Origin of the sequence: Rheinheimera sp. 1928-s (assembly GCF_029269265.1) — a bacterium.
In the GTDB taxonomy this organism is placed as follows: domain Bacteria; phylum Pseudomonadota; class Gammaproteobacteria; order Enterobacterales; family Alteromonadaceae; genus Pararheinheimera.
Genome location: NZ_JARIXP010000004.1, coordinates 278015 through 301781 on the forward strand (window position 1 = coordinate 278015; position 23767 = coordinate 301781).

Annotated in this window: 15 protein-coding genes and 3 tRNA genes; 12 read left to right on the forward strand and 6 right to left on the reverse strand. The window is 46.7% G+C overall.

Annotation, left to right across the window (positions count from 1 at the left end; all coding sequences use genetic code 11):
• The 5 genes from P3C17_RS11600 (at position 1) to P3C17_RS11620 (ending at position 7819) form a co-directional block, all read left to right on the forward strand.
• Positions 1-2028 carry an EAL domain-containing protein gene (locus P3C17_RS11600; RefSeq protein WP_300929590.1) on the forward strand — a complete coding sequence of 676 codons (2028 nt, stop codon included), beginning with the start codon at positions 1-3 and terminating at the stop codon, positions 2026-2028.
• Between the two features lie 18 nt (positions 2029-2046).
• Complete coding sequence (locus P3C17_RS11605) at positions 2047-2580, forward strand: hypothetical protein (RefSeq protein ID WP_300929591.1); 534 nt, start codon at positions 2047-2049, stop codon at positions 2578-2580.
• 98 nt (positions 2581-2678) lie between these two features.
• Positions 2679-4019 carry an O-antigen ligase family protein gene (locus tag P3C17_RS11610; protein ID WP_300929592.1) on the forward strand — a complete coding sequence of 447 codons (1341 nt, stop codon included), beginning with the start codon at positions 2679-2681 and terminating at the stop codon, positions 4017-4019.
• A gap of 78 nt (positions 4020-4097) precedes the next feature.
• A complete protein-coding gene (locus P3C17_RS11615) occupies positions 4098-5075 on the forward strand; it encodes an ABC transporter substrate-binding protein (protein WP_300929593.1) in 978 nt (325 codons plus the stop codon).
• The gene (locus P3C17_RS11620; RefSeq protein ID WP_300929594.1) at positions 5072-7819 is read left to right on the forward strand and encodes a diguanylate cyclase; all 2748 of its coding nucleotides are present in this window, start codon (positions 5072-5074) and stop codon (positions 7817-7819) included. The genes P3C17_RS11615 and P3C17_RS11620 overlap by 4 nt, the downstream gene beginning before the upstream one ends.
• Before the next feature lie 67 nt (positions 7820-7886).
• Here the strand turns inward: P3C17_RS11620 and P3C17_RS11625 are convergent, their stop codons facing one another.
• The 3 genes from P3C17_RS11625 to P3C17_RS11635 all read right to left on the reverse strand — a co-directional run bounded on the left by P3C17_RS11625 (position 7887) and on the right by P3C17_RS11635 (position 13953).
• Positions 7887-9659, reverse strand: coding sequence for a M14 family metallopeptidase (locus P3C17_RS11625; protein WP_300929595.1), 1773 nt, complete (start codon positions 9657-9659; stop codon positions 7887-7889).
• A 145-nt stretch (positions 9660-9804) separates the two neighbouring features.
• Entirely contained in the window at positions 9805-12870 is a 3066-nt protein-coding gene (locus P3C17_RS11630) for an efflux RND transporter permease subunit (protein ID WP_300929596.1), read from the reverse strand.
• 3 nt (positions 12871-12873) lie between these two features.
• On the reverse strand, positions 12874-13953 hold the full coding sequence (locus P3C17_RS11635) for an efflux RND transporter periplasmic adaptor subunit (protein ID WP_300929597.1): 1080 nt from the start codon (positions 13951-13953) through the stop codon (positions 12874-12876).
• A gap of 104 nt (positions 13954-14057) precedes the next feature.
• Between P3C17_RS11635 and P3C17_RS11640 the strand changes: the two genes are divergently transcribed.
• Complete coding sequence (locus P3C17_RS11640; protein WP_300929598.1) at positions 14058-14942, forward strand: LysR family transcriptional regulator; 885 nt, start codon at positions 14058-14060, stop codon at positions 14940-14942.
• A 314-nt stretch (positions 14943-15256) separates the two neighbouring features.
• Here the strand turns inward: P3C17_RS11640 and P3C17_RS11645 are convergent, their stop codons facing one another.
• The 3 genes from P3C17_RS11645 to P3C17_RS11655 form a co-directional block, all read right to left on the reverse strand.
• Positions 15257-16030, reverse strand: a complete 774-nt coding sequence (locus tag P3C17_RS11645; RefSeq protein ID WP_300929599.1) for a putative porin — start codon at positions 16028-16030, stop codon at positions 15257-15259.
• A 136-nt stretch (positions 16031-16166) separates the two neighbouring features.
• Positions 16167-18158, reverse strand: coding sequence for an excinuclease ABC subunit UvrB (gene uvrB, locus P3C17_RS11650; protein WP_300929600.1), 1992 nt, complete (start codon positions 18156-18158; stop codon positions 16167-16169).
• Between the two features lie 64 nt (positions 18159-18222).
• Positions 18223-19587 (reverse strand): MATE family efflux transporter, encoded by a 1365-nt coding sequence (locus P3C17_RS11655; RefSeq protein ID WP_300929601.1) that lies wholly within the window; start codon positions 19585-19587, stop codon positions 18223-18225.
• Positions 19588-20122: 535 nt separating this feature from the next.
• Here P3C17_RS11655 and P3C17_RS11660 point away from each other — a divergent pair.
• The 6 genes from P3C17_RS11660 (at position 20123) to rsxB (ending at position 23766) form a co-directional block, all read left to right on the forward strand.
• Positions 20123-20199, forward strand: a tRNA-Asn gene (locus P3C17_RS11660).
• A gap of 26 nt (positions 20200-20225) precedes the next feature.
• Positions 20226-20302 (forward strand) — tRNA-Asn (locus P3C17_RS11665).
• Positions 20303-20337: 35 nt separating this feature from the next.
• A tRNA-Asn gene (locus tag P3C17_RS11670) sits at positions 20338-20414 on the forward strand.
• A gap of 123 nt (positions 20415-20537) precedes the next feature.
• Entirely contained in the window at positions 20538-22394 is a 1857-nt protein-coding gene (locus P3C17_RS11675) for an EAL domain-containing protein (RefSeq protein WP_300929602.1), read from the forward strand.
• A 235-nt stretch (positions 22395-22629) separates the two neighbouring features.
• Positions 22630-23211, forward strand: a complete 582-nt coding sequence (rsxA, locus tag P3C17_RS11680; RefSeq protein WP_300929603.1) for an electron transport complex subunit RsxA — start codon at positions 22630-22632, stop codon at positions 23209-23211.
• On the forward strand, positions 23212-23766 hold the full coding sequence (gene rsxB / locus P3C17_RS11685; protein ID WP_300929604.1) for an electron transport complex subunit RsxB: 555 nt from the start codon (positions 23212-23214) through the stop codon (positions 23764-23766).
• The last annotated feature ends 1 nt before the right edge of the window (position 23767 follow it).

Genomic DNA, 23767 nt, shown 5'->3' on the forward strand with positions numbered 1-23767 from the left:
ATGGCTCATAAATTTTGGGGGAAACTCCCGGGTATTTCGTTAAGAACACAGCTGCACTTATTGATAGTGCTGGTGGCCTTATTTACCTTTTCGTTCAGTTTGTATATCTCGGTGCAAAGTACACAGAATTATCTGAATACTCAGATGAAATCTCATGCTCAGGATGCTGCAACAAGCTTAGGTTTGTCGATGTCAGCTTATATGGACGACCCGGATCTGGTTATAGCTCAGACCATGGTCAATGCTATTTTTGATTCAGGCTACTATGCAGATCTTGAATTTAAAACCAGCAAAGGCGAAGTAAAAATTAAGCGACAAAACCCTATTGAATACGACGAAGTACCCCAATGGTTTGTTGCGCTTTTTCCGCTATCGCCACCAATACAAAGCAGCGAAGTAAATAATGGCTGGATGGTTGCGGGTGTATTGTCCATTCAGTCGAACCCGGGTATCGCTTACAAAACGCTGTGGCAACAGGCCAGGCAGAGCTTTTATAGCATTGCAGTGATCACTTTATTAAGTGCGCTCTTTATTCAGTTGATTGTGTTTGCTGTGCTGAACCCGTTACGCCGCATTGAGATTCAGGCGCAGGAAGTGGGTAAAAAGAACTTTTTACAACAGGAAAAGCTACCTTTTACTACTGATCTTCGCTCTGTGGTGAAAGCCATGAATGCGATGGTGGCAAATATTCAACGTAGTTTTAAGTCCTTGAGCTTGCAAGCTGATGAGCTGAAAGTAAAAGTTTTCACCGATATGCTGACAGGCCTGGGCAACAGAAGGCTGCTGGAGCAACGCTTCACTGCAGAGAAGAATGAGCAAAAAGCCCATGACTTACATCTGCATATTGGCATGATGAGCCTGCATTCTCTGACAGATGTGCATCACCGCCAGGGTTTTGAAGCTGCAGATCAATATATCTTGCTGGCAGTTAAAGAATTTAAAGAAGCGCTGGAACAGATGACCAATAACCAGCTGTTCCGGCTTGGCGGTAGTGATTTCATCTTTTTAAGTCATGCCAGTGCAGACGTGCTGGAGCCTCAGGTGCAGCAGTTAAGTTCTAAGTTGAAACTGCTCGACAGTGTATTTTTCCCAAATGGTTTTGCCTCAGTCGCACTGATGGAGGTGGAACCCGAAGACACTCTCCCCCACTGCCTTTCCACTTTAGATAGCGCCATTATTCAACGTGCGCAGCAGCCGGATTTACCTTTACTTATTAAAGACGAAAGTATGCTGATTAAGCCTGAAGGCAGAATGGCATGGCATGCAGTTATAAAAGATCTGATCCAGAACCAGAATTTTGAGTTGTGGGCACAGCCTGTAGTGAATCCGGATAAGTCTATTGAGTACATTGAAACCTTCGTGCGATTTTATTATCTGCATTCCCAGCTGTCGACGGCTGAGGCTTATGCCATGGCTGAACAGCAGGGGTTGTCGTTGCAGTTGGACCAACAGGTGATCCATTTTATTCTGCAACAAGTGAAAAACGAACCTAGCCACACTTATGCGATTAATTTGTCCCAGGGCGCCGTTAGTTCAGCGTCGTTTTTACAGTGGCTGGATAAAGAGTTGCAGCAACTGACTGTCAAAGTTCGTCTGGTGTTTGAGGTGTCTGAGTACTCTATTTTGCGCGCACCTGACGAAACCAAAGCTCTGATGAACACAATTAAACGCAACAGATGCAAAGTATGTATCGAACGTTTTGGTTCAAGTATGACCACCTTCAAATACCTGCAAGGTCTGAATGTGGACTATGTAAAAGTTGACGGAGCCTACATCACAGCTCTGAATGATCAGGACAACAAGTTCTTTATCAAGACCTTATGTCAGATTAGTCACGGCATAGGTATCAAGGTTCTGGCACCTCATATCGAATGCGAACAGATCATGGATAATTGTTTTGCAGCAGGCGTGAATGCTGTTCAGGGAAACTGGTTGCTGGCGCCGCAAAAAGTAAATGTACAGATGAAAAAATCTATCTTGACACAACCGTTCATTAACCTAGAATTGGTTCATTCGCCTAAATATTAATCAATAAGGATATCTGATATGAAAAAAATGAACACTATTGCTGCAGCGGTGTTTGCTGCTTCGCTGTTCAGTACAACTGCTATGGCTCAGGACACTTCAGCTGTTGATGCTGCTGTTGCTCAATATTCAACTTTAGTTGCTCAGTATCAGGCTGAAGGTATGACTGAAGAGCAAGCTGAAGCCGCTGCTGCCGAAACAATTGAAAGTCAACTGCAAGCTTTAATTGCTGCTGCTCCGACCGCAGAAGCAAAAGAAGCTTTAGTAGCTGCTGCTCTGGCAGCCGCTGCTACTTTAGGTGATGCAGCTGTTGCTGCTGTAGCTTCAGCTGCTGCTGCAGCCGGTGTACCAGCTGATACTATCACTGCTATCGCAGCTGCAACTCCTGGTGTGAACGTTGCTACTGTTGCTCAGGCAACTGCTGCTGGTCCGGCCACTGGTGGTGAGGGCGCTGGAGCTGGCACTGGTGCAGGCACTGGAACAGCTGGTGCTCCTGGTGGCGCTGGTTTTGGTGGCGGTTCAGGTGGTGGCGGTGGCACAGCCTCAGGTAACTAATAACTGTAACTTTTCAGTAATATGAGGGCCGCAAGGCCCTTTAGTTTTTATACTCTGATACATTTTGAGTATCGGTGCGATATGGAAAGCGCTCTCCGATGGCTACACGACAATTTCTGTTCACTGTTATCCGAGCCCTGTGTTGTTTCACCCTATTTTGGTGTCCTATTCCGCTGGCTAGTAACAGACCCTGGGCCTGGGCTATCCTGGAACTTCTGGTCGCACTCATTTTCAGCCTGCACTTAATTTCAGTGTACCGTGGCCGTTCGCCCTGGTTTGCCGGACGCTGGCAACAACTCAGCCTTGTGCCTTTTATGGCTGTATTAATAGTGCTTGGCGCGCAACTCTGGTCTCCAGCTCCCTGGCTCAGCACTGTGGATCCCAATCAGACGGAGATCCTGTGGTTTAAAACACTATTTTACGGGCTCTTTGCCTGGATGATCAGCAGCTATTTCCGCACCGATAGCGAACTTAAACTGTTGTGCTACGTCGTTGTGGCCAGTGGTGTTTTTCAGGCTACTTATGGCTCCATCCTCAATTTACAAGGCGTTGAAACCTCGCCGGTTTTTGGGGTGCCTGAAGGCAACAGAGCTCGCGGTTCTTTTGTATACCAAAACCATTTTGCCAACTATCTGGCCATGACTCTGGCACTGGGAGTAGGCTTACTGATGGCAGAGTTATCCAGTAGGGCTATGCAGTGGAACTGGCGGAATTTCAGCCGCACTGTGCTGGAGTCTTTACTCAGTACCAAAATTTTGCTGCGTCTGGCGCTGGTGATTATGGTAATTGGTTTGATCTTAAGCCGCTCCCGTATGGGCAACGCGGCCTTTTTCACCGCCTTGCTGGCGATATCTTTGTACGCCATTTGGTTTTACAAAAACAAACCTGCCTTGCTTAAACCTCTGGTGATCAGTATTTTTGTGCTGGATATGATTGCTGTAGGGTCTATTTTTGGCATTGAAAAGCTGCAGCAGCGTTATGAAGAAACCTCCTTTAGTTCGGAAACACGGGATGAAGTGGTCCGGGACAGCTTGCCTATTGTTGCTGATGCTCCTTGGTTTGGTCATGGTGGCGGCACTTTCTATACAGTATTCCCGGCTTATCAACCGAGCCACTACTCTGCCTTTTACGATCACGCTCACAATGAATACCTGCAATTTTCAATTGAGATGGGTATTCCCTTAACTCTGCTGCTTGGGCTCTGGCTGTTATGGATGTTGTGGCTAAACTTACAAACCATGAGGTTAAAACAGAATAAACTAAGCAGAGGCATAGCTTTCGGCTGCGCCATTGCTATTGTGCATATGTTGATCCACAACCTGGTGGATTTCAATTTACAGGCACCCGCTAATGCGGTGCTATTTATCACAGTGTTGTGTTTAAGTTGTATTGTTTTTACACGACAAGACATAAGAGGAATAGGTTCCACTCCAGCCTAATGCCTGAGGAACAAGGGAAGTCTGTTATTCGGCTGGAATTGATTTAGCAACCATTGAGTTGCAAGGATTGCAAATATTATGGGGAACTCACAAGGTTTGACACGTCGCCAGTTTTTACAGCTGTGCGTGGCAAGCCCTTTGCTGGTGACTGCGGCATCAGCCTGCAGCAATAGAAAAGCTTTTAGCCTTGGGGTCTACCAACACCCAGGGCATGAAGCGTTTTACTTAAGCGAGCATTTCAATTTACTGCCCACCGATGTGATACTGCGAAAAAGTCAATCTGCCGACGCTGTGGTAAGCGCTATGCTGTCAGGTCAGCTGGATGCTGCTGCTCTGGCACTGGATGAAGTACTGATCTGTCTGGCCGCAGAGATCCCGCTGCAGGTGATCCTGGTACTTGCCCGCTCCTGTGGTGCCAATGCACTACTATCCCGCCCTGAGCTGAGTAATGCGGCGCAATTGAAAGGGAAAATTATCGCATTGGAATCACGCGCTGTGACAGAGTTATTGCTGGAACATTACCTGCAAAAATCAGGACTGCAACGCCAGGACATAGACATAGCGTACCTGCCACAACTTAAACAACTGATGGCCTGGGAAAATGGCCAGATTGACGCTGCAATAAATTCTCCCCCAGTGTCCCACTATATCGAACGCACAGGTGCTACACGATTGTTTGATAGCAGTCAGTGCCCACCATTTATGTTTCAAGTGTTGGCAGTGCGTACGGACAGAATTGACTGGCTGAATGACATTCCGGCGCGCTTGCTCAACAGTTACTATCTGGGGATGCAGCACCTCCGGCTTTTTTCCGGTGACAGTATCAGGCGTACCGCACTGTGGCGTAATCTGACCTTAAAGGAAACTCATAGTTACTTTGCCAGTGTGCAGTATCCAACACCGCATCAGAATATGTCTCTTCTATCTGGCTCCGGCACTATGCATAATGCCATGCAGAAGCTGATCGCATTTATGCCAGCCACTGATCAGCTCAGATCATACAACCCGGATTTATTTAGTTCCTCAGCGCTGCAACAACTGGTGCTGAACTCATGAAGAATCTGCTGCTCTGCATACTCTCTTTGTATTGTGCCACTGTGCAGGCCTCTTCTGCACCTGTCCGCTTTGGCATACTGACACACTATGACATTCACGAAGCAAAACAACATTATGCAGCTCTGCAGAGTTTTCTTTCTGCGCAGATGACGCCAGAGCAAGTACAGTTGGTTGTGATTGAACCTGCCAATCTGGAGCTAACTGACATTCAGACTAAAACCGACTTTCTGCTGACTGATCCTTATCATTATCTGCAGTTGAAAGCGAAAGGCGATTTACCTACGCCGCTGCTGAGCCAGGTCACGTTGACGGCCTCTGGCCAGTTTGAGTTATCAGGTGGCGTTATTCTTTGCCTGGCTTCAAATCCACTCTGTGATTTAAGCCAAATATCTCAAGCCCGGATTGCTGCTACAGGCCCCTTTTCCTTGCTGGGCTATGTTGCTCAATTAAAGGAGCTGCAGCGGATGAGGCTCAGCCTGAATCCACACTTATTGCATCATTTAACCTCAGATAAGGCCGTAGTTGCCGCGGTAAAAAATAAGCAGATGGATATAGGTTTTGTCCGCAGCGGTGTGCTGGAAACTATGATCCGGCAAGGGAGCATTGGAAGAGAAGAAATGAAGGTGCTGAACACACAGGCACTGGCAGAGTTGCCTGTACAAAGTTCAACCCGCCTTTACCCGGACTGGCCTGTACTGGTGATGCCCGGCGTGCCATCGGCTTTATCGAACCGGATGATGGCATCGCTGCTGCAGTGGGAAAAGCAGGCCAGAGCATCAGGGCTTTCTCAAGCCTTTGGGGTGGCTGCTGATTATCAGTCTGTTGAACATAGTTTACAGGCGCTCGCTTTGCCTCCCTATCAAGACACTGGGGTGCACAGCTATCTTCATAGCTGGAGTGATCACAAAGGAGTACTGTTTTTTGTAGCGCTGCTGCTGGCATTCATTCTTGTGCTGTACATTGCGTTTCGACAGCGAAACACTCAGCTTCGCCTGACGAATGACAAACTGCAACAGTTGAATCAAAAGCTGATGTTGCAAAAAAACCAGATGAGCACAGTGTTTAATAATACAGTTCACGTGCTGTTATTTGGTTTGGATATGCAAGGCCGTATTGTGCATTTTAATGACAATGCGCTGAAGCTTCTGCATGTCACTGAAGATAGTCTGCAAGGGCAGTTTTTAATAGACTGGTTACCTGATCCTGGCCAGAGATCGACACTGCAATCAGCCATGCAATGCCTTCAGGATAAACCGCATGAAGCTGTGGTACTCAGCCTTAAAATTCAGCTGGCCAACGGCAAAGAGCTGTATTTGGATTCAGATTTGTTCCATTTGCCCGGAGCTCCAGCTGATGGTTCAGACTTTGTGTTGCTCTGCACCGATGTAAGCCGGCGTCACTGGATAGAAAAACGTCTGCAAAAGAGCTTTAAACGACTGGATCAACTGATTGAACGCAGCCCCTCTGTTATTTATGCTTTTGACCCCGTCACCATGAGACTGAATTACATTAGTCCGAACTGCTTTACTATGTATCTGAAAAGTTCGATGGAAATAATGCGCATGGCCAATTGGTGGGATCTGTCAGTGGGTCCGGATGACAAGCAATTGATTGCTCAAAAGTTTATGGACTGGGTCGGTGCAGGTTACCCCGGCGTGTTGAAATACAGTTGTACCCAGGAGCGTAATGTCGCGAACTCAGGACTTTATGCCGAAGAGTCCCAACAAAAACATCAGCAGATCTGTATTGAAAACCAGTTGTGTGCTTTGCGTGATGAGCATGGTCAGGTGACTGAAGTAATAGGGTCACAACTGGACATTTCGGAACGGCATCATGCGCAAATGAAACAGGAACTGGCCGCCAGTGTGTTTATTCAAGCCCGCGAAGGTATTTTTATAACGGATGCCACAGGCACCATTCTGGATTTAAATCACTCTTTCTGCCGAATTACAGGTTATACCGAAACAGAAGCCTTGGGCTGCCATCTGGCGCTGTTGGGAGCTTCACAGTCAGACAAACTGTATTTCGAAGCCTTATGGCAGGAACTAAGCCGGGCAGGTTTCTGGGAAGGCGAAATTCAAGGGAAACGCAAAAACGGCGAATCTATCGTATTGGCTCTGACTATCTCAGTAGTGCAGGATGTTCAGCATCAGGCTGTGCACTATGTCGCTTTGTTTTCTGATATCACGGTGCAAAAAGCTCAGGAAGATAAGCTACGTTTTATTGCCCATTTTGATGCGTTGACAGGTTTACCAAACCGACTGTTGTTAAAAGACAGGATTGCGCAAAACATGGCGCTGGCCAAACGCAGAAAGCAGCTGATGGCTGTTATTTTTATTGATATAGATGGATTCAAAGCAGTGAATGATAGCCTGGGTCATGAAGCCGGTGATTATCTGCTGGTGGAGCTGGCAAACCGGATGCGTTGTGTGATGCGGGAAAACGACACGCTGGCCAGGTTGGGCGGTGACGAGTTTATAGCCTTGTTAACTGAATTACCCGGCGAAGCTGAATGTATTCCTCTGATTGAACGTTTGCTTTACAGCGCCAGCAAACCTTTTGAATTGCATGCGCAGCAAGCTCGTGTCAGCGCCAGTATCGGTATTACCTTTTACCCACAGAAAAAACCAGTGGATGATGCAACCTTAATAAGACAAGCCGATATGGCTATGTATCAGGCCAAACACTCAGGGAAAAACCAGTACGCTATTTTCGCCAGTAGTGATAAAGAAATGGTGGGTTAGCACTAAACCACACAACATGAAAAAGGGAGCAGAACACATAAGTTATGTGTTCTGCTCCCTTTTTTCATTATTCAATCAATATTGGGTATTTCAGGTAGTTCTGATCGTAGTACGGCATGCGCTGGTACAACCATTGCAGCTTGGCGTTTGAGTCTGCCGCCAGCTTTTTATCCTGCTTCAAGGCTTCGTCAAATTCAGCTTTGAGCTTTTTGTCCTGCTTCAGCGCAGTTTCAATCAAGGGCACTATAGCGTAGGTTTCAAAGTACTCTGTCCGCTCAAACATGCCAGGCATATAACCCCAGCTGAATAACGAATCCGGTGCTGTGGGTTCCAGTAGCGCCACAGCTAAAGCACCTAAAGGCTGATCGGTGCTGACGCGGACTGAACCTGCAGGTAAACGAATTTTTTGCCAATTGCGGCTAAACTGCGCAGTGACACCAAAACGGCCCTCAAAAGGCTTATTTGCAAATTGATGCGACGTTGCAGTTAACTGCTGCAACTGCACGGTTTTTGGTGATTTTAACGTCGTAAACTGCACACCATGTAGGGCCAGCTTAGCGATCACGTCCTGTTGCTCTGGCGGGATCCAATAGGCAGTTGGTACTTCAATTTCTGCCGCGACTTCTTTTTCCCAATAAACTGGCAACTGCTCAAACAACAGTGGCTTTCCTGTCCAGGTTTGGTAAGTCACCCCTGTAATGGCATCTTTTTTCTGTACCGCTTCAACGCCTTTAAAGCTGATAAAGTCTGGTGTTTCACTAGATTTCCAAGCCAGAACCTGACGCTGAGGGCGGGCATTTTCGTCGGCTTTTTTAGCCAGTTTCAGCACTGAACCTTGTTGTTGCAGCAATTTTAAACTCTGCTCCAGCAGCACATAAGTACCTAACACTCTTTGTTTGTAAGGCTTTAAGCTGTGGTTTTCCACCAGTACTGTCGGAATATGCCGCACATCACCATAACCATTAGAAAAACGCGGGCTGGACGTTGAACCTGCCAAGCCTTTACTGAAATCAGTACTGTCGTAGGCAAACACCAGAGGACCTGGAATATGACCCGCTTCGCTCAGCGCCTGATCCATAGCAGGACGGAAACTACTGGCAAGCCAACTGGCAGCATTAGGACTGGTCGCAGCAAAAGGTTCGTTAAAACCATAAGTGATGTCGTACTGATAATCTTCACCGTCTGTGACATGCAAGTCCAGATATAAATCCGGCTGATAACGATTCAACAGTTTCAGCAGCGCCTGCATCTCTGGCGCTTCCGCTTTCATATAATCACGGTTTAAATTTAAGTTTTGAGCTGTGGCGCGCCAGCCTTGCAGTTCTGGCCCACGTTGATTCATACGGTTGTATTTACCGCTGCGCTCATGACCGTCCACTGAAAAAATAGGAATAAACAGCAGGTTTACTTCTTTTAATAAATCAGCCTTGTCGCCATGCACTATGTCGCGCAATAGCATTAAACCTGCATCCTTGCCGTCAATTTCTCCGCTGTGGATCCCGGCCTGTGCCAATAATACCGCTTTATTATCCCGGCCTATCATATCCGGATCTGTGCCTGCTTTAACCAGATAAATAGCCCGGCCCTGTGGGCTTTGGCCTATCACTTCCAGCTTGACTGATGAGGTGCTTGCAGCCAGGCGTTCCAGATACTTGATGGTCGTTTCGTAGTCAGGGGTTTCCGACAGATCAGACACTTCTGCCGGAGTCACCCAGGGGTGCTGGGCAGGTTTAATCAAACTTAAACTGGCGCCTTGCCAGTCAGGCAAAGGCGGTAAATGGTCGGCAGCAGTAACAGAGAAGACAAAGCTGCACGCCAGAACAAGGGCGAGTTTTTTCATTCTAAACAGATCCATTTCAGGGCTTTAATTCATATCGAACCAGTTTTTACCATTAACAGCCAACACAAGCCATAGCTAAATTACAAAAATGGGGTCAGATCACATTAGTTATGCGTAACTAATGTGATCTGACCCCATTTTAATCTTAGGTTTTTGACGGGATGCGGTAAACAGAACAATACATCAAAGGTAAAAACAGCAAGGTCAGGACAGTACCAAAACCTAAACCAAACATAATCACCACCGCCATGCTGGCAAAGAAGTCATCAGTGACCAAAGGTAACATACCAAGGATAGTGGTAATGGCCCCCATGGAAACAGGACGAACCCGGCTGACGGCACTGTTAAATACGGCCTGATAAGGTGCTAAACCCTGAGTTAATTCCAGTTTGATCTGATCCAACAGCACTATGCCGTTTTTAACTAACATGCCCGATAAACTTAAAAACCCCAACAGGGCTAAAAAGCCAAAAGGCACGTTCACCACCAACAGGCCCAGCGTGACGCCAATCAATGCCATAGGGACACAAGCCCAAATTACCAGTGCATCCCGCATTGAACTGAACAGCAGCACAGTGATCACAAACATCACCAGATAACCCATAGGTAAGGAACTGAACAAGGCTTTTTGTGCTTTGTTTTGGGCTTCCAGCTCCCCTCCCCAGCTCAGGGTATAACCCGGTGGTAAAGGAATAGCTTCGATCTGAGGCTGTACCCTTTGCAATAAAGCTGCAGCCGTATCATCACTTAAAATATTATGATCGGCCATCACAGTCAGGGTTCGTTTGCGGTCACGGCGCATAATTTGTGGATCTTCCCACTCCAGAGCAAAACTGCTAACCACCTGGCTGATTGGAATATAGCGGTTTAGTTTAGGACTGTAGACCTGCAGATCGGCCAACGCATCCACACTTTGCCGTTCTGAATCTGGCGCTCGGGTGATAATGGGCAATAAGTGAGTGCCATCACGGTAAATACCCACAGTACGGCCATTGACATGAGTCAGCAGCACATCGTCAATGTCCTGTTTGCTAATACCAACCCTGCGCGCCAAAGCTTCGTTAAACTGCGGCCGGATCACTTTGACTCTGTTACTCCAGTCATCACGTAAATTCCTGGTGCCGGCATCTTCAGCCAGAATAGCTTTGGCCTGCTCAGCCAATTGCCGTAATACATCAGGATCAGCGCCACTAAAACGAGCTTCCAGTTTGGCCGCCGTTGATGGCCCTACATCTAAACGTTTTAATTTATGTTGTAAGCCAGGATGTTGCTCAGCAATATACTGGCTAATATCGGCCATACGACCTGCCAGCAAGGATTTATCCTCTACCCTTACGATTAACTGGCTGTAAGCGGCATAAAAACGTTCTGGCTGATAGGTCAGCATAAAACGGTCAGCGCCACGGCCTGAAGTTAAGGTTACCGCTTCCACTCCATCCAGACTTTTTAAATGCTGCACAACCTCTAAAGCTTCCAGGTCAGATTGGCGTACATCAGTGCCAGCAGGTTGCCATAGATCAACCAGAAAAATCGGCGTGTTAGACGGAGGGAAGAATACCTGTTTTATTTTGGCAAAGCCCACAACAGACAGGATCAACAGCAGGATCATCAAAGCATAACTTAAAAACCTGTACCGAAGTACGGCAGTTAAAAGCGCTTTGTAGCCGTCGAAAATAAAACCACGGTACAACTCTGGTTCTCCCTGCGCCTCATCCGCATCAGCTTTCAGTTCTTCTTTGAAAAATAAGCTGGCAAAAAATGGGGTCAGGGTAATAGCTGTTATCCAGCTCAGCAGCAAACTAACTAATAATACCCAAAACAAACTACCGGCAAATTCCCCTGTGGCGTCACTGGATAAACCAATAGGCGCAAAAGCAGTAATAGCAATAATAGTTGCACCCAACAAAGGCCATTTGGTTTGTTTGACTATGGCGGAAGCCGACTGGCTGATGGTTAAGCGCCTTTGCATCCCAATCAATATACCTTCGGTAATGACAATGGCGTTATCCACCAGCATACCCAAAGCAATAATTAAGGCGCCAAGCGAGACGCGTTGCAGCTCAATTTGCATCTGCTGCATAAAAATAAAAGTGCCAAGTACAGTCAGCAGTAAAATAAGCCCAATCAGCAAACCACTGCGAAGTCCCATAAAAATCAACAGCACCACGATAACAATGAGCACAGCTTCCAGCAGATTCAATACAAAACCACCGACTGAAGCTTCCACTTCAGCCGGCTGGTTATAAATGGTATTGATTTCCATACCTACAGGACGGGCATAGTCCAGTTCGGCCATACGTTGTGTCACCAAAGCACCTATATCAACAACATTTACGCCTTTACTAAAGGAGACCCCCAGGGTCAGCGTATTTTTGCCATCAAACTTTAAAATCTGGCTCGGCACTTCCTGCACATCTTTGTAAACTTTGGCCACATCTCCTAAATAAATCAGCTCTTTAGCGGCTGGGTTGCTGATAATCAGTTGTTCCAGTTCCTGTACAGACTGAAATTCGCCTGTTGGATGAATACGGATCCGATCTGGCCCTACCCGCAAAGCTCCCGCGTTGGATACGACATTCTGAGTTTGCAATAAACTGGCAATTTGTGTTGGCGGGATCCCTAAAGCAGTCAGACGAGAGCGGGAGATTTCGACCACTACTTGCTCTTGCTGGCGACCGCTGACAGAGACTTTGCCTACGCCCTCCACCAGCACCAGCTCACGGCGTAAAAAATCGACATAGTCGCGAATTTCTTCGTCTGAGTAACCATCCCCTGTCACGGCATACAACATGCCATACACATCACCAAAGTCATCGTTTACCACTGGGGTTTGCACTCCAGGTGGCAACTGTGGCGTTAAATCATTGACCTTACGCCGCAGTTCATCCCAAATCTGTTTCAGTTCTGTCGAACGATAAATGCCTTTCATTTCCACCATAATCTGCGACGTGCCATTGGTAGAAATAGAGGTCACATGGTCGACATAAGGCAGTTGCTGAATGGCATTTTCAATCGGATAACTAACCTCTTCCTCCACCTGCAAAGGCGAAGCACCTGGGTAGGATGTAATGATCAAAGCTTGTTTGAGGGTAAACTGCGGATCTTCCAACCGGCCCAGGCCAAAGTAAGCCATAGTGCCGCCGATTAGTAAAATAGCGGTCACCAGCCAGGAAGAGGTTTTATTTTTAATAAAATACTGAGCCACATCCATGATTTACAGTCCCCGCTCACGTTGCCATGGCCGTACCTGCTGGTTTTCAGTCAGTTGCTGTACACCTGCTGTCACCACCTGATCCCCAGCGGTTAAACCAGATAAGACTTCAATGCCCTGCTCGGTTAAGCGCCCTACTGTAACGGCACGACGATTCACTTTGCCTTCACTGAACACCCAGACAAAACGCTCTGTAGCGTCCACAGGCTGATCATTGGCAGCAAATACAGCTGTAGCAGGCACTACAACGGCAGAGGCCTGAGCCCGCATCAGTTGGCTCATATCAGCCACTACATTGGCAGTCATACCGGAGAGCACATTAAACTCTTCAGGCGCAGCCATACTGAATACTACTTTAAAACTGTTGGTGGCACTGTCTGCTCTGGTGTCCCACTCTTTAATGCTGGCTTTGTAACTTAAACTTGGGTAGGAATCAAAAATCACTTCTGGCTGATAACTGATGTCTTTTTTCACCAGCGCTATCACATCTTCAGGCACCTGGATCACCACATCCACCATGCCTTTGAGTTGCAATTCCAGAATAGCTTGCTGAGCGGCGACATTTTCATGATTTTCAACTAAAGAGCGCGACACTATGCCGCTAAAAGGCGCCACTAATTCGGTGTAACTTAAATTCGCTTGTGCTGTTTTTAAATCTGCATCCGCCACCTGCAACTGAGCCTTAGCTTCATCGTACATGGCTTGCGACACCAGATTCTGCCCAATCAGGCTGGCAGCACGATCAAACTGAGCCTTGGATAACTGATATTTCGCCTGAGCTTGTTCGACCCTGAGTTTAAAATCAGTCGGGTCCAAACGCGCCAGCACATCACCTTTTTGTACTTCCTGGCCAGGGCGGATAGAAAATTGAGTCAGTTTACCGCTGACTCGAAAAGTTAAACGGGCATTTTCAGTGGGTTCGACCAGAGCAGGAAACTGCCGGATCAATTTTTGCTGACCGTCCTGCACCATATGCAGTTTTACCGGCCTATTCAGGCTTTGCTCAGTGGTTGCAACCGGCTTGGAACAACCCGCAACCAGCCCCATAACTAAGACTGCATAGATCATTTTTTGTCTGGACATTTAACGCTCTCCCTTGTCACACCACTTAATTTGCGCTGGCACTATACAAAAGCCACTATAAGATTAAAATTTATATTTACTTCAGTTCTATATAAGAATAATTGATGAACTTAACTCAGCTTTATATTCTCGACGCTGTAGCCAGCAGTGAAAGCTTGCTGCAAGCCGCGGTAAAACTACATAAAACCCAACCTGCTTTGAGCATGGCACTGAAAAAGCTCGAACAGGAATGCGGTTTTACTATAGTGGATCGTAGTCAATATCGCCTGCAATTTACCGAAGCTGGTAAACGTTTTTATCAACAGGCTCAACAACTTCTGCATCAAAGTGCTCAATTAAAATCTTTGGCTCAACACTTAAGCAGAGGCGCTGAAGCCAGTTTAGGCTTAGCCTTTGACGAAGCAGTCGACCTACAGCCTTATATGAGTGCTATCCGTCAGGCGCAGCAGCAGTTTCCTCATACCGAATTATTGCTAAGTTGTGACTACCGGCTACAAGCGCTGGAAAAGCTGAAAAACCAGCAGGTCGATTTAGCCATCAGCCCCTGGTACCCGGTTTTTGTTAGTTTGGGTGATTTTGAATCAGTGGCTATTGGAAGTTTTGATGTTTTATGTGTCGCCAGTCCAGAGTTTTTACAGCAGTTGACTGAACCTTTAACTCACCAGGCTCAGTTGGCCGAATTACCACAATTGGTAGCGAATTCAGAAGCACTGGATTTTGACAGCGGAAAATTACTCCCCCTGCAATCGGCACGCCGCGTTAAAGTGAATAACAGTTTATGCATGAAACAAGCGCTGTTAGCTCATTTGGGCTGGGGCATGGTTGCCCGGCATCAGGTGGCTGATGAATTAGCTCGCGGTGCTTTAGTGCAGCTCAAACCTAAAGAGTTTCCAAAATTTATTCAGGGCGAAGTGCATTTAGTGCGGCATAAAGATCAGTTATTAGGCCCAGTGGCAAAAGCCATCTGGCAACAACTGACCGCAGGTTAGTACCGCAGAAAAGAGAAAGGAGCCTAGCGGCTCCTTTCTTACATAATCACTTCAATTACAACTGACATTGCCCTAAGTAGTTGGTGTTGCAGCCAGGCGGCAAGCGAGCGAGACCTCAGGAGCATAGTTGTCCTATGTGACTGAGGCGACGAGCGCAGCCAACAACGCTGCGGCGCCAAATACGACGGGCATGCCCTAAGTAATTGATGTTGCAGCGCGGCGGCAAGCGCACAAGACCCCAGGAGCATAGTAGTCCTATGTGACTGGGGCGAGTAGCGCAGCCAACAAAGCTGCAGCTTCAAGTACGACGGGCATTAGAAGCGGTAGCTTGCGCCTAACTGATACAGATCATCACCCGTCTCCAGCGCATCAAAGGCCACGCCTGCTGATAACGACAGATTTGGCAGCGCAAACCATTTCGCACGCAAGCTCAGGCTGTCATCGCTTTCGCTCAATACGTTATCCGAGATCCATTCATAACCTACACCGGCAGAGAAGTTTTTACCGAAGTAATAATCTGCACCTACCCCATAACGGGTGCCTGAAGCGTTACGATAATCCAGAATGCTTGCTTCAAGGTTCATCATATCGCCTGTGCCTAAATCCCACAGTTTTTTGGTCATCACACCATAGTTAGTGCTGCTGCCGCCTTGATCTGGTCTGTCGTGCTCAAAAATTGCACCTACTAACCAGTCATTGCTGATGAAGTAACCAACAGTACCATCAACATCTTGTTGATCCGTGCCGCTGTAATGTGACCATTCCAGTTGACCGTAGAAGTTATGGCTTTGATCCATATACTCACCACCCACTGACCAAGCGTTACCGTTCAGATTTTTAATTGGATTATGTGAAAGTGTGCCAAAGACACTGGCGTTTTTATTGATAAATGCAGCTTCAGCTAATGGTGTCTTGCCTGAAGTATCTACGGCATTAAAGAAATACTGGTGCTTCAGTGTCCATGAATCAATATCTGAGGTGCCGAAATCACCATTGATATAATCCACTGAAGATTCATTTTGATAGCTGTTCGCTGCTGCACCGGTTGAGACTACAGCGATAAGTAAAGCGAGCATGGAACTTTTCATAATTACTACCTTTTGGTTGAGAAAACGCAGGCAGTGTAAACTTATGAAAGTTAATGCTCTCTGAACGACTCCGTAAAGAAATGTATAAATATCAATCAGATAACTATGTAAAACAGGAAAACTCCGATGGTTCCGGTTAAATTTCCAGCAAAGCTTCGCGTAACTGATGAATTTGATCCCTTACTTGCGCTGCCAGTTCAAACTCCAGATCTTTGGCATGCTGCAGCATTTTCTGCTCCAGTTGCTTAATTTCTGCCTGCAGCTGATACGGAGTTTTGCCTTTGGCCAGTTTGATTTTCTCTGCCACTTTAGGCAAATCAGCATCCTGCCCGAGGTCCATCACGTCCGACACCTTCTTCTTAATAGCTGTAGGTGTGATGCCATGCAGTTCGTTATAAGCGATTTGCTTATTGCGCCGACGTTCAGTTTCGTTAATAGCGCGCTGCATAGAACCGGTAATACGATCAGCATAGAGCACAGCTTTACCATACAAATTACGAGCGGCACGGCCCATGGTTTGAATAAGCGAACGCTCTGAACGTAAAAAGCCTTCTTTATCCGCATCCAGAATAGCCACTAACGACACTTCAGGAATATCCAAACCTTCCCGCAGCAAGTTAATACCGACCAGCACGTCAAAGACGCCTAAACGTAAATCCCGGATAATTTCCATCCGCTCTACTGTGTCGATGTCGGAGTGTAAATAACGCACCTTAACGCCATGACCTGCTAAATAATCTGTTAAATCCTCAGCCATTTTTTTGGTCAGTACTGTCACCAGAACCCGCTCACCAATTTTGGCGCAGCGAAACGCTTCCGACATTAAATCGTCCACTTGTGTGGCTACAGGCCGAATTTCGATGACAGGGTCTAATAAACCTGTAGGACGCACCACCTGCTCTATCACTTCGCCTGCCGATTGCTTTAACTCGTAATCTGCTGGTGTGGCCGACACATAAATGCGCTGCGGCGCTATAGATTCAAACTCATCAAACTTTAACGGCCTGTTATCCAAAGCCGAAGGCAAGCGAAAACCATAGTTCACCAGGTTTTCTTTGCGCGAGCGATCGCCTTTGTACATAGCGCCAATTTGTGAAATGGTGACGTGCGACTCATCAATAAACATCAAACCATCAGCAGGGAAATAATCCAGCAAAGTTGGCGGTGGCTCGCCTTCGGCCCTGCCTGATAAGTAGCGCGAGTAGTTTTCAATGCCAGAGCAATAGCCCAGCTCCACCATCATTTCTAGATCAAATAAAGTGCGCTGGCCAATACGCTGCTCTTCAATCAAACGGTTTTCGGCAAGTAATTGAGCACGACGCTCTTTTAGCTCCACTTTAATACGTTCAGTGGCTGCCAGAATTTTTTCCCGGGGCGTCACATAGTGAGTTTTTGGATAAATAGTGTAACGGCTGACCACTTTCTCCACCGAACCTGTCAGTGGGTCAAATAAACTGATGCGCTCAATTTCTTCATCAAACAGCTCAATCCGTACAGCGATTTCATCCGATTCGGCCGGAAACACATCAATCACATCGCCACGCACACGATAAGTCGCGCGTTCAAAAGCCGTATCATTGCGGCTGTATTGCAGCTCGGCCAAGCGGCGCAAGATAAAACGCTGATCGACTATATCGCCCACTTTGAGATGCAACAGCATCTTCATATAGGATTCCGGATCGCCCAAACCATAAATAGCCGACACTGAGGCGATAATCACTACGTCCCGTCGTTCCATCAAGGCTTTGGTCGCCGATAAACGCATCTGCTCTATATGTTCATTAATAGAAGCGTCTTTTTCGATAAAGGTATCGCTGGACGGCACATAAGCTTCGGGCTGATAATAGTCGTAATAAGACACAAAGTATTCCACCGAGTTATTCGGGAAAAATTCTTTCATCTCACCATAAAGCTGAGCGGCCAGTGTTTTGTTATGCGCCATAATCAGTGTGGGTCTGTTCACTTGCGCTATCACATTGGCCATAGTGAAAGTTTTACCAGAACCGGTGACACCCAATAAGGTTTGATGAGCTAAACCAGATTCCAGCCCTTCCACCAGCTTGGCGATGGCCGTAGGTTGATCGCCTGCAGGCTGATAATGGGAAACCAATTCAAAATCACGACTCATCGACATCCACCACTCAAAGTTATGACATGCTGCTCATGCAAAACCAATTTACTATCGCGACTCATCAGGATTCCCCACTTATTCGTAAAGCAGCCAGTTTACGCTTAAACCAGTTGTATGCCAGACCGGAAGTAAAGGCATTCGCAATAAGCCCGCCAACAAAGACCCCTATCACTCCTCCCAGTAAACCGCCTATATAAGCAAAAGGTACATAAAATACAAAGAGGCGAACCACACTGAGTTGCAGCGCACTCATCGGCAGATGCAAGGCATTAAAAGAGGAGTTGGTCAAAATAATAATGCCCTGCAAGCCGTAGCCTAAAGGCAAAATCCAGATAAAGTAGCGAATATACTGTGCCACTAAGGGATCGTCAGTAAACAGATCAGCCACCAGCCAGGCACCAGCGGCCAATCCTATATAAACCAGCAACTGCCAGGCCAGAATAAATTTGATGCAGCTTCTGTATGCATCATCAATGCGCTGATAAGCACAGGCCCCATAATTTTGACTGACAAAAGGCGGTAAAGTCATCGAAAGCGCCAGCACGACTAAAGAAGCAATACTCTCAATGCGGGCACCGACGCCAAAAGCAGCGACAGCTTCAGCACCATAACTTGCCATCAGTGCAGTTAAAATGGCCATAGCTAAAGGGGTCAGCATATTGGCACCCGCCGCTGGCAGGCCTATATGTAAAATTTTACGGCTTATTTGAATAAATTCTTTCAAAGGCTGATGCCCTATATCCACCAGCTTACGACGCACCATCAGCAAATACAGAATAAGGCCAAAACCCAGTAGCCAGGAAATAAGGCTGGCTATAGATGCTCCGGCTACGCCCATAGCCGGCACAGGCCCCCAGCCAAAAATAAATATCGGATCCAGCACGGCATTTAACAAACCGGCACTGGCCATCAGAATACTGGGGGTTTTGGTATCTCCGGCAGCGCGCAGCACCGCATTGCCAATCATGGGGGTAATTAAAAACACAGCGCCAAAAAACCAGATCTCCATATAGTCATGGATAAAAGGCAAAGTATCGTCTTTAGCGCCTAATAAACGGAATAAGGGCTCAATAGTCAGATAGCCCACCACAGACAAAGCAATGACTAAATATGCTGACAACCATAACGCTGCTAAACCATCACTACGGGCACTTTGCTGATCGCCACTGCCCAAAGCCCGGGCAATCACAGCGGAAGTACCAATGCTCAGGCCTATGGCTAAGCTAATCACGGTAAAGGTAATAGGAAAAGTAAAACTGACTGCAGCCAGTTCTGCCGTGCCCAACATACTTATAAAAAAGGTATCTACCAAGTTAAATGACATTAAGGTAATCATGCCAAACAGCACAGGTACCGTCATTTGTTTCATAGTGGCCTGAATATCACCTTTGAGCAGATCAGGGCGTGTCGAAGTGGATTGAGTCATAACAGTCAGCTTAAGCGCAAGTGGCCGCTATTGTAGAGAAAAGTCAGAGCTCGCACTACCTACGATGCGACCAAATTGAGCTAAAACTGAGCAAGAATAAGAAAAAATGTTCACAATCTGCTTTTGCATAGAAATTTTGTTTCATCAAAAGTGTATTGCATAAGGTTTCAATTCTTTCAAATTCGTAAATCATTGTTTTATATAGAATAAAAAATTAGTCTCAAACCTATTGATCTGGCGCTAAGCCTTACCTGTTAAGGCTTAGCCTATCCATCAGGCCAACAATTCACAGACTTATCCACAGATTCTGTGGGTAACTTACGCCAGCCCTTGAGTGGCCTGACTTTGCCAAAAATCATTCAGGTAACGAAAGCCCGAATAGCTTTTGCATATGCAAAAATTAGATTTGTGCAGCTTTTCTGCCCGCTTTGGCTAAACAAGCAGCAAGTAAACTTCTTTTATGAAAAAGCACTGGGCAAAGTGTTGACAGTGTTTAAGACGGGCATTAGTATTGCGCCCCGTTGCAGAACACAGTTCCTCAGTAGCTCAGCCGGTTAGAGCGGCGGACTGTTAATCCGTAGGTCGTTGGTTCGAGTCCAACCTGGGGAGCCACTGTAGTCTCAACATATTATTTCAGTTCCTCAGTAGCTCAGCCGGTTAGAGCGGCGGACTGTTAATCCGTAGGTCGTTGGTTCGAGTCCAACCTGGGGAGCCAACTGAAATAATCACAATTTGATAACCGTATACAATTCCTCAGTAGCTCAGCCGGTTAGAGCGGCGGACTGTTAATCCGTAGGTCGTTGGTTCGAGTCCAACCTGGGGAGCCACCTAAATCACATCTTGTTCCTTCCCTTAATTATCTATTTTCCTTAGTGTTTTTCTGTGAAATACCTTAAGCTTATTTTTTGATGTTCAAGCCCGGACAAAAAATTCAGTATGGGTTGCCTGCTATGAAGTCTCCGTCCTTTATTGCTTTAAGTCACTGGACTGCCGCTTTGCTGTCAGCAGTGCTTGCGCTTTGGCTGTTCTGGTTTGCCGCAGCCCAACAAATTCAAAGCTTGTATCAGCTGCATTACAGTGCGATTCAGCAAATGTTAGCCAGTGATTTAACAGGCGATACAAAAATTCTGACCCGTCAGCTTCGTAGCAGTTTTGATTTGCCTTACTTAAAAGTAAGCCAACTGGATGGCGTGGTACTGCATGAACAAAGCAATACTATGCCTGCTTATACTGTGGCTTCCTGGGTGCTGAACCGGTTTGGCCGCCCCATCACTGCAGCTTCCGTCAACGATCAGGCACATAATTTACAGGTCGAGTTTTTACCGCAACTTTCAGAGCAGTTAAGTACGCTGGAGCTTTTTAGTTTGTTTTTGTTTTTTGGCCCGCTGATTTTAGGTGTATTGCCTTATTACCTGCAGCCGGGCCGACCCAAAAAGCAAAAAGCCCTGCCACCTCATCCTATCGAAGCTGCGGTGCATCAAGCACCAGCGGTCGTACAACAATTGCAGCCTCAGGCAACCACTTCAGGCACCGACTATTTATTAGAACTGGCCTTGTATGATCAACTGACCTCTTTACCTAACCGTCAGCAGTTTGTCCGTTATTACGAACAGCAACTCAAAGCCGCTAATGCGGTGCATCAGTCAGTATTTTTGCTGGTCCGTTGTCACAGTCTGGCCCAGATCAACCACAAACAAGGTTATCTGGCTGGTGATTTGTATATTAAAGAGATGGCGGACTTATTAAAGCAGCTACCACAGTTGTCCGACGAAAGCCCATTGTTCCGGCTGAATAACACTGACTTTTGTGTGTTGTTTCCGCAAATGACCACTGAACAAATGGAAGAGCTGGTGTTACTGCTGCAGCAGAACTTTGACAGCTATCAGCAGCAAAAACAGCTGGATTCGGTGGCATTAACAGGTTTAGTTCAGGTCGCCCAAGGCAAACCTTTAGGTGAATTACTGGCAATGGCAGACACAGCCTTAGGGCTGGCAAAAACCAAACAGAGCAAAGTCACCAAACAAAGCAACTTATGGTACTTATTTACCGATGCTCAGGAGCAAACGGCCCAGTCATCGTTCAGCACCAAAAACTGGCGCAGTCTTATTGACGATGTTCTGCAAGGTCAGCGTTTGAGTTTATTAGCCCAACCTATCCAGCCACTGAATAAAACCAGTAAAACCTATTCCGAATTACTAGTGCGCTTTCGCAGTAATGAAGATCAGTTGTTACCCACTGCATTATTTTTAGAAATGGCACAAAAACTCGACAAACTCATCGACATTGAGCAGATGATCGTAGAACAGGCATTAACGATAGTGGCGAATCATCCGACACAAAGTTTTGGTTTGAATCTGTCAGCCCATTGTGTGCAGGACGAAGGCTTTATCAGTTATCTTGAACGGCGACTATTAAAGGAAACCGAACTGACACCCCGACTGGTATTTGAAATCAGTGAATGGGGTTTGCAGCAAAACCTGAAGTTAAGCAAACGCCTGATTGATATGTTGCATCAGTGTGGCTCTCGGGTGACAGTCGAAAAATTTGGAGCAGGTATTACTTCTTTTAAGTTTTTCCGCGATTTGAAACCTGATTTTGTCAAAATGGATGGCAGCTACACCCGACAAATTGAAGAAGATAAAAACAACCAGTATTTTGTCCGGCTGATGGTCGACTTAGCACACCGCATTGGCGTGGCTGTATTTGCCGAAAATGTGGAAACTGCAGCAGAAAAACAAATGCTGGAGTCGTTGTTGATTGATGGCATACAAGGCTACTTCTTAAGTAAGCCAGCGCCACTGGAATAATGCTTTGACAAACATCTGTCTGAACCGTTGTAACATTTAGACAGGTGTAGGGGCCGCGGCTTGTCCCGGCCCGCCCTAAACAACATCGGATTTGTATTCGAGACGGGCGGATACAAGACCCGCCCTACGTTTTATCAGGCGCCATAGGCTCAGATATGGGCCATTCGCGCTCAGCGCTGTTGTTTCAATAACAACAAAGCCGCATAATAGCGCGACTTTTTTCTGGGGTTCTTTTATGTCGGAATTTTTGCTGTTGCTGGTCAGCACAGTGCTGGTGAATAACTTCGTGCTGGTGAAGTTTCTCGGCTTATGCCCTGTGATGGGTGTATCAAAAAAACTCGAAACTGCTATTGGCATGTCGATGGCCACTACTTTTGTTCTGACCTTAGCTTCCCTTTGCAGTTACTTGGTGGATTTTTACTTATTACAGCCACTGGATTTAATCTACCTGCGCACCTTAAGTTTTATTTTGGTGATCGCTGTGGTCGTGCAATTTACCGAAATGGTGGTGCATAAAACCAGCCCTACTTTGTATCGTTTATTAGGTATCTTTTTGCCTTTGATCACCACCAACTGTGCAGTGTTAGGTGTGGCTATATTAAACGTCAACGCCCGTCATGATTTTTTCTCTTCTGTAGTCTATGGATTTGGCGCTGCAGTAGGGTTTTCCTTAGTGCTGATCTTATTTGCAGCTATGCGTGAGCGTCTGGCCGCAGCCGATGTACCAGTATCTTTTAAAGGTGCCGCCATCGGCATGATTACCGCGGGTTTAATGTCTTTAGCCTTTATGGGCTTTACTGGTTTGGTGAAAGCGTAAATGTCTATTATCACAGCCCTGTGGGCTTTGGGTATTCTGGCGCTGGTATTTGGTGCTGCGCTGGGATATGCCGCTATACGTTTCAAAGTGGATGCAGATCCACTGGTTGAACAAATTGATGAAATTTTACCGCAAACCCAATGTGGTCAATGTGGTTATCCCGGTTGTCGGCCTTATGCCGAAGCTATTGCCAATGGGGATGACATTAATAAATGCCCGCCCGGTGGCGACACTACCATTAAAAAACTGGCCGACTTAATGGGGGTCGAAGCCAAACCTCTGGATGCAGCCCAAACTCCGGCGGTAAAACGTGTAGCCTATATCCGCGAAGATGAATGTATTGGCTGTACCAAATGTATTCAGGCCTGCCCTGTGGATGCCATAGTGGGTGCCTCGAAGCAAATGCATACCGTTATTGTCGACGAATGCACTGGTTGTGATTTATGTGTTGAACCTTGTCCTGTGGATTGCATTGATATGGTGCCCTTGGCCAGCAGTATTGAACGCTGGAAATGGGACTTAAATGCCATTCCGGTAAAAGTGCTGGAGTCGTAAC

Coding starts and splice junctions, on each gene's coding strand:
- P3C17_RS11600 (WP_300929590.1), top strand. CDS start 1: ATGGCTCATAAATTTTGGGGGAAACTCCCGGGTATTTCGTTAAGAACA.
- P3C17_RS11605 (WP_300929591.1), top strand. CDS start 2,047: ATGAAAAAAATGAACACTATTGCTGCAGCGGTGTTTGCTGCTTCGCTG.
- P3C17_RS11610 (WP_300929592.1), top strand. CDS start 2,679: ATGGCTACACGACAATTTCTGTTCACTGTTATCCGAGCCCTGTGTTGT.
- P3C17_RS11615 (WP_300929593.1), top strand. CDS start 4,098: ATGGGGAACTCACAAGGTTTGACACGTCGCCAGTTTTTACAGCTGTGC.
- P3C17_RS11620 (WP_300929594.1), top strand. CDS start 5,072: ATGAAGAATCTGCTGCTCTGCATACTCTCTTTGTATTGTGCCACTGTG.
- P3C17_RS11625 (WP_300929595.1), bottom strand. CDS start 9,659: ATGAAAAAACTCGCCCTTGTTCTGGCGTGCAGCTTTGTCTTCTCTGTT.
- P3C17_RS11630 (WP_300929596.1), bottom strand. CDS start 12,870: ATGGATGTGGCTCAGTATTTTATTAAAAATAAAACCTCTTCCTGGCTG.
- P3C17_RS11635 (WP_300929597.1), bottom strand. CDS start 13,953: ATGTCCAGACAAAAAATGATCTATGCAGTCTTAGTTATGGGGCTGGTT.
- P3C17_RS11640 (WP_300929598.1), top strand. CDS start 14,058: ATGAACTTAACTCAGCTTTATATTCTCGACGCTGTAGCCAGCAGTGAA.
- P3C17_RS11645 (WP_300929599.1), bottom strand. CDS start 16,030: ATGAAAAGTTCCATGCTCGCTTTACTTATCGCTGTAGTCTCAACCGGT.
- uvrB (WP_300929600.1), bottom strand. CDS start 18,158: ATGAGTCGTGATTTTGAATTGGTTTCCCATTATCAGCCTGCAGGCGAT.
- P3C17_RS11655 (WP_300929601.1), bottom strand. CDS start 19,587: ATGACTCAATCCACTTCGACACGCCCTGATCTGCTCAAAGGTGATATT.
- P3C17_RS11675 (WP_300929602.1), top strand. CDS start 20,538: ATGAAGTCTCCGTCCTTTATTGCTTTAAGTCACTGGACTGCCGCTTTG.
- rsxA (WP_300929603.1), top strand. CDS start 22,630: ATGTCGGAATTTTTGCTGTTGCTGGTCAGCACAGTGCTGGTGAATAAC.
- rsxB (WP_300929604.1), top strand. CDS start 23,212: ATGTCTATTATCACAGCCCTGTGGGCTTTGGGTATTCTGGCGCTGGTA.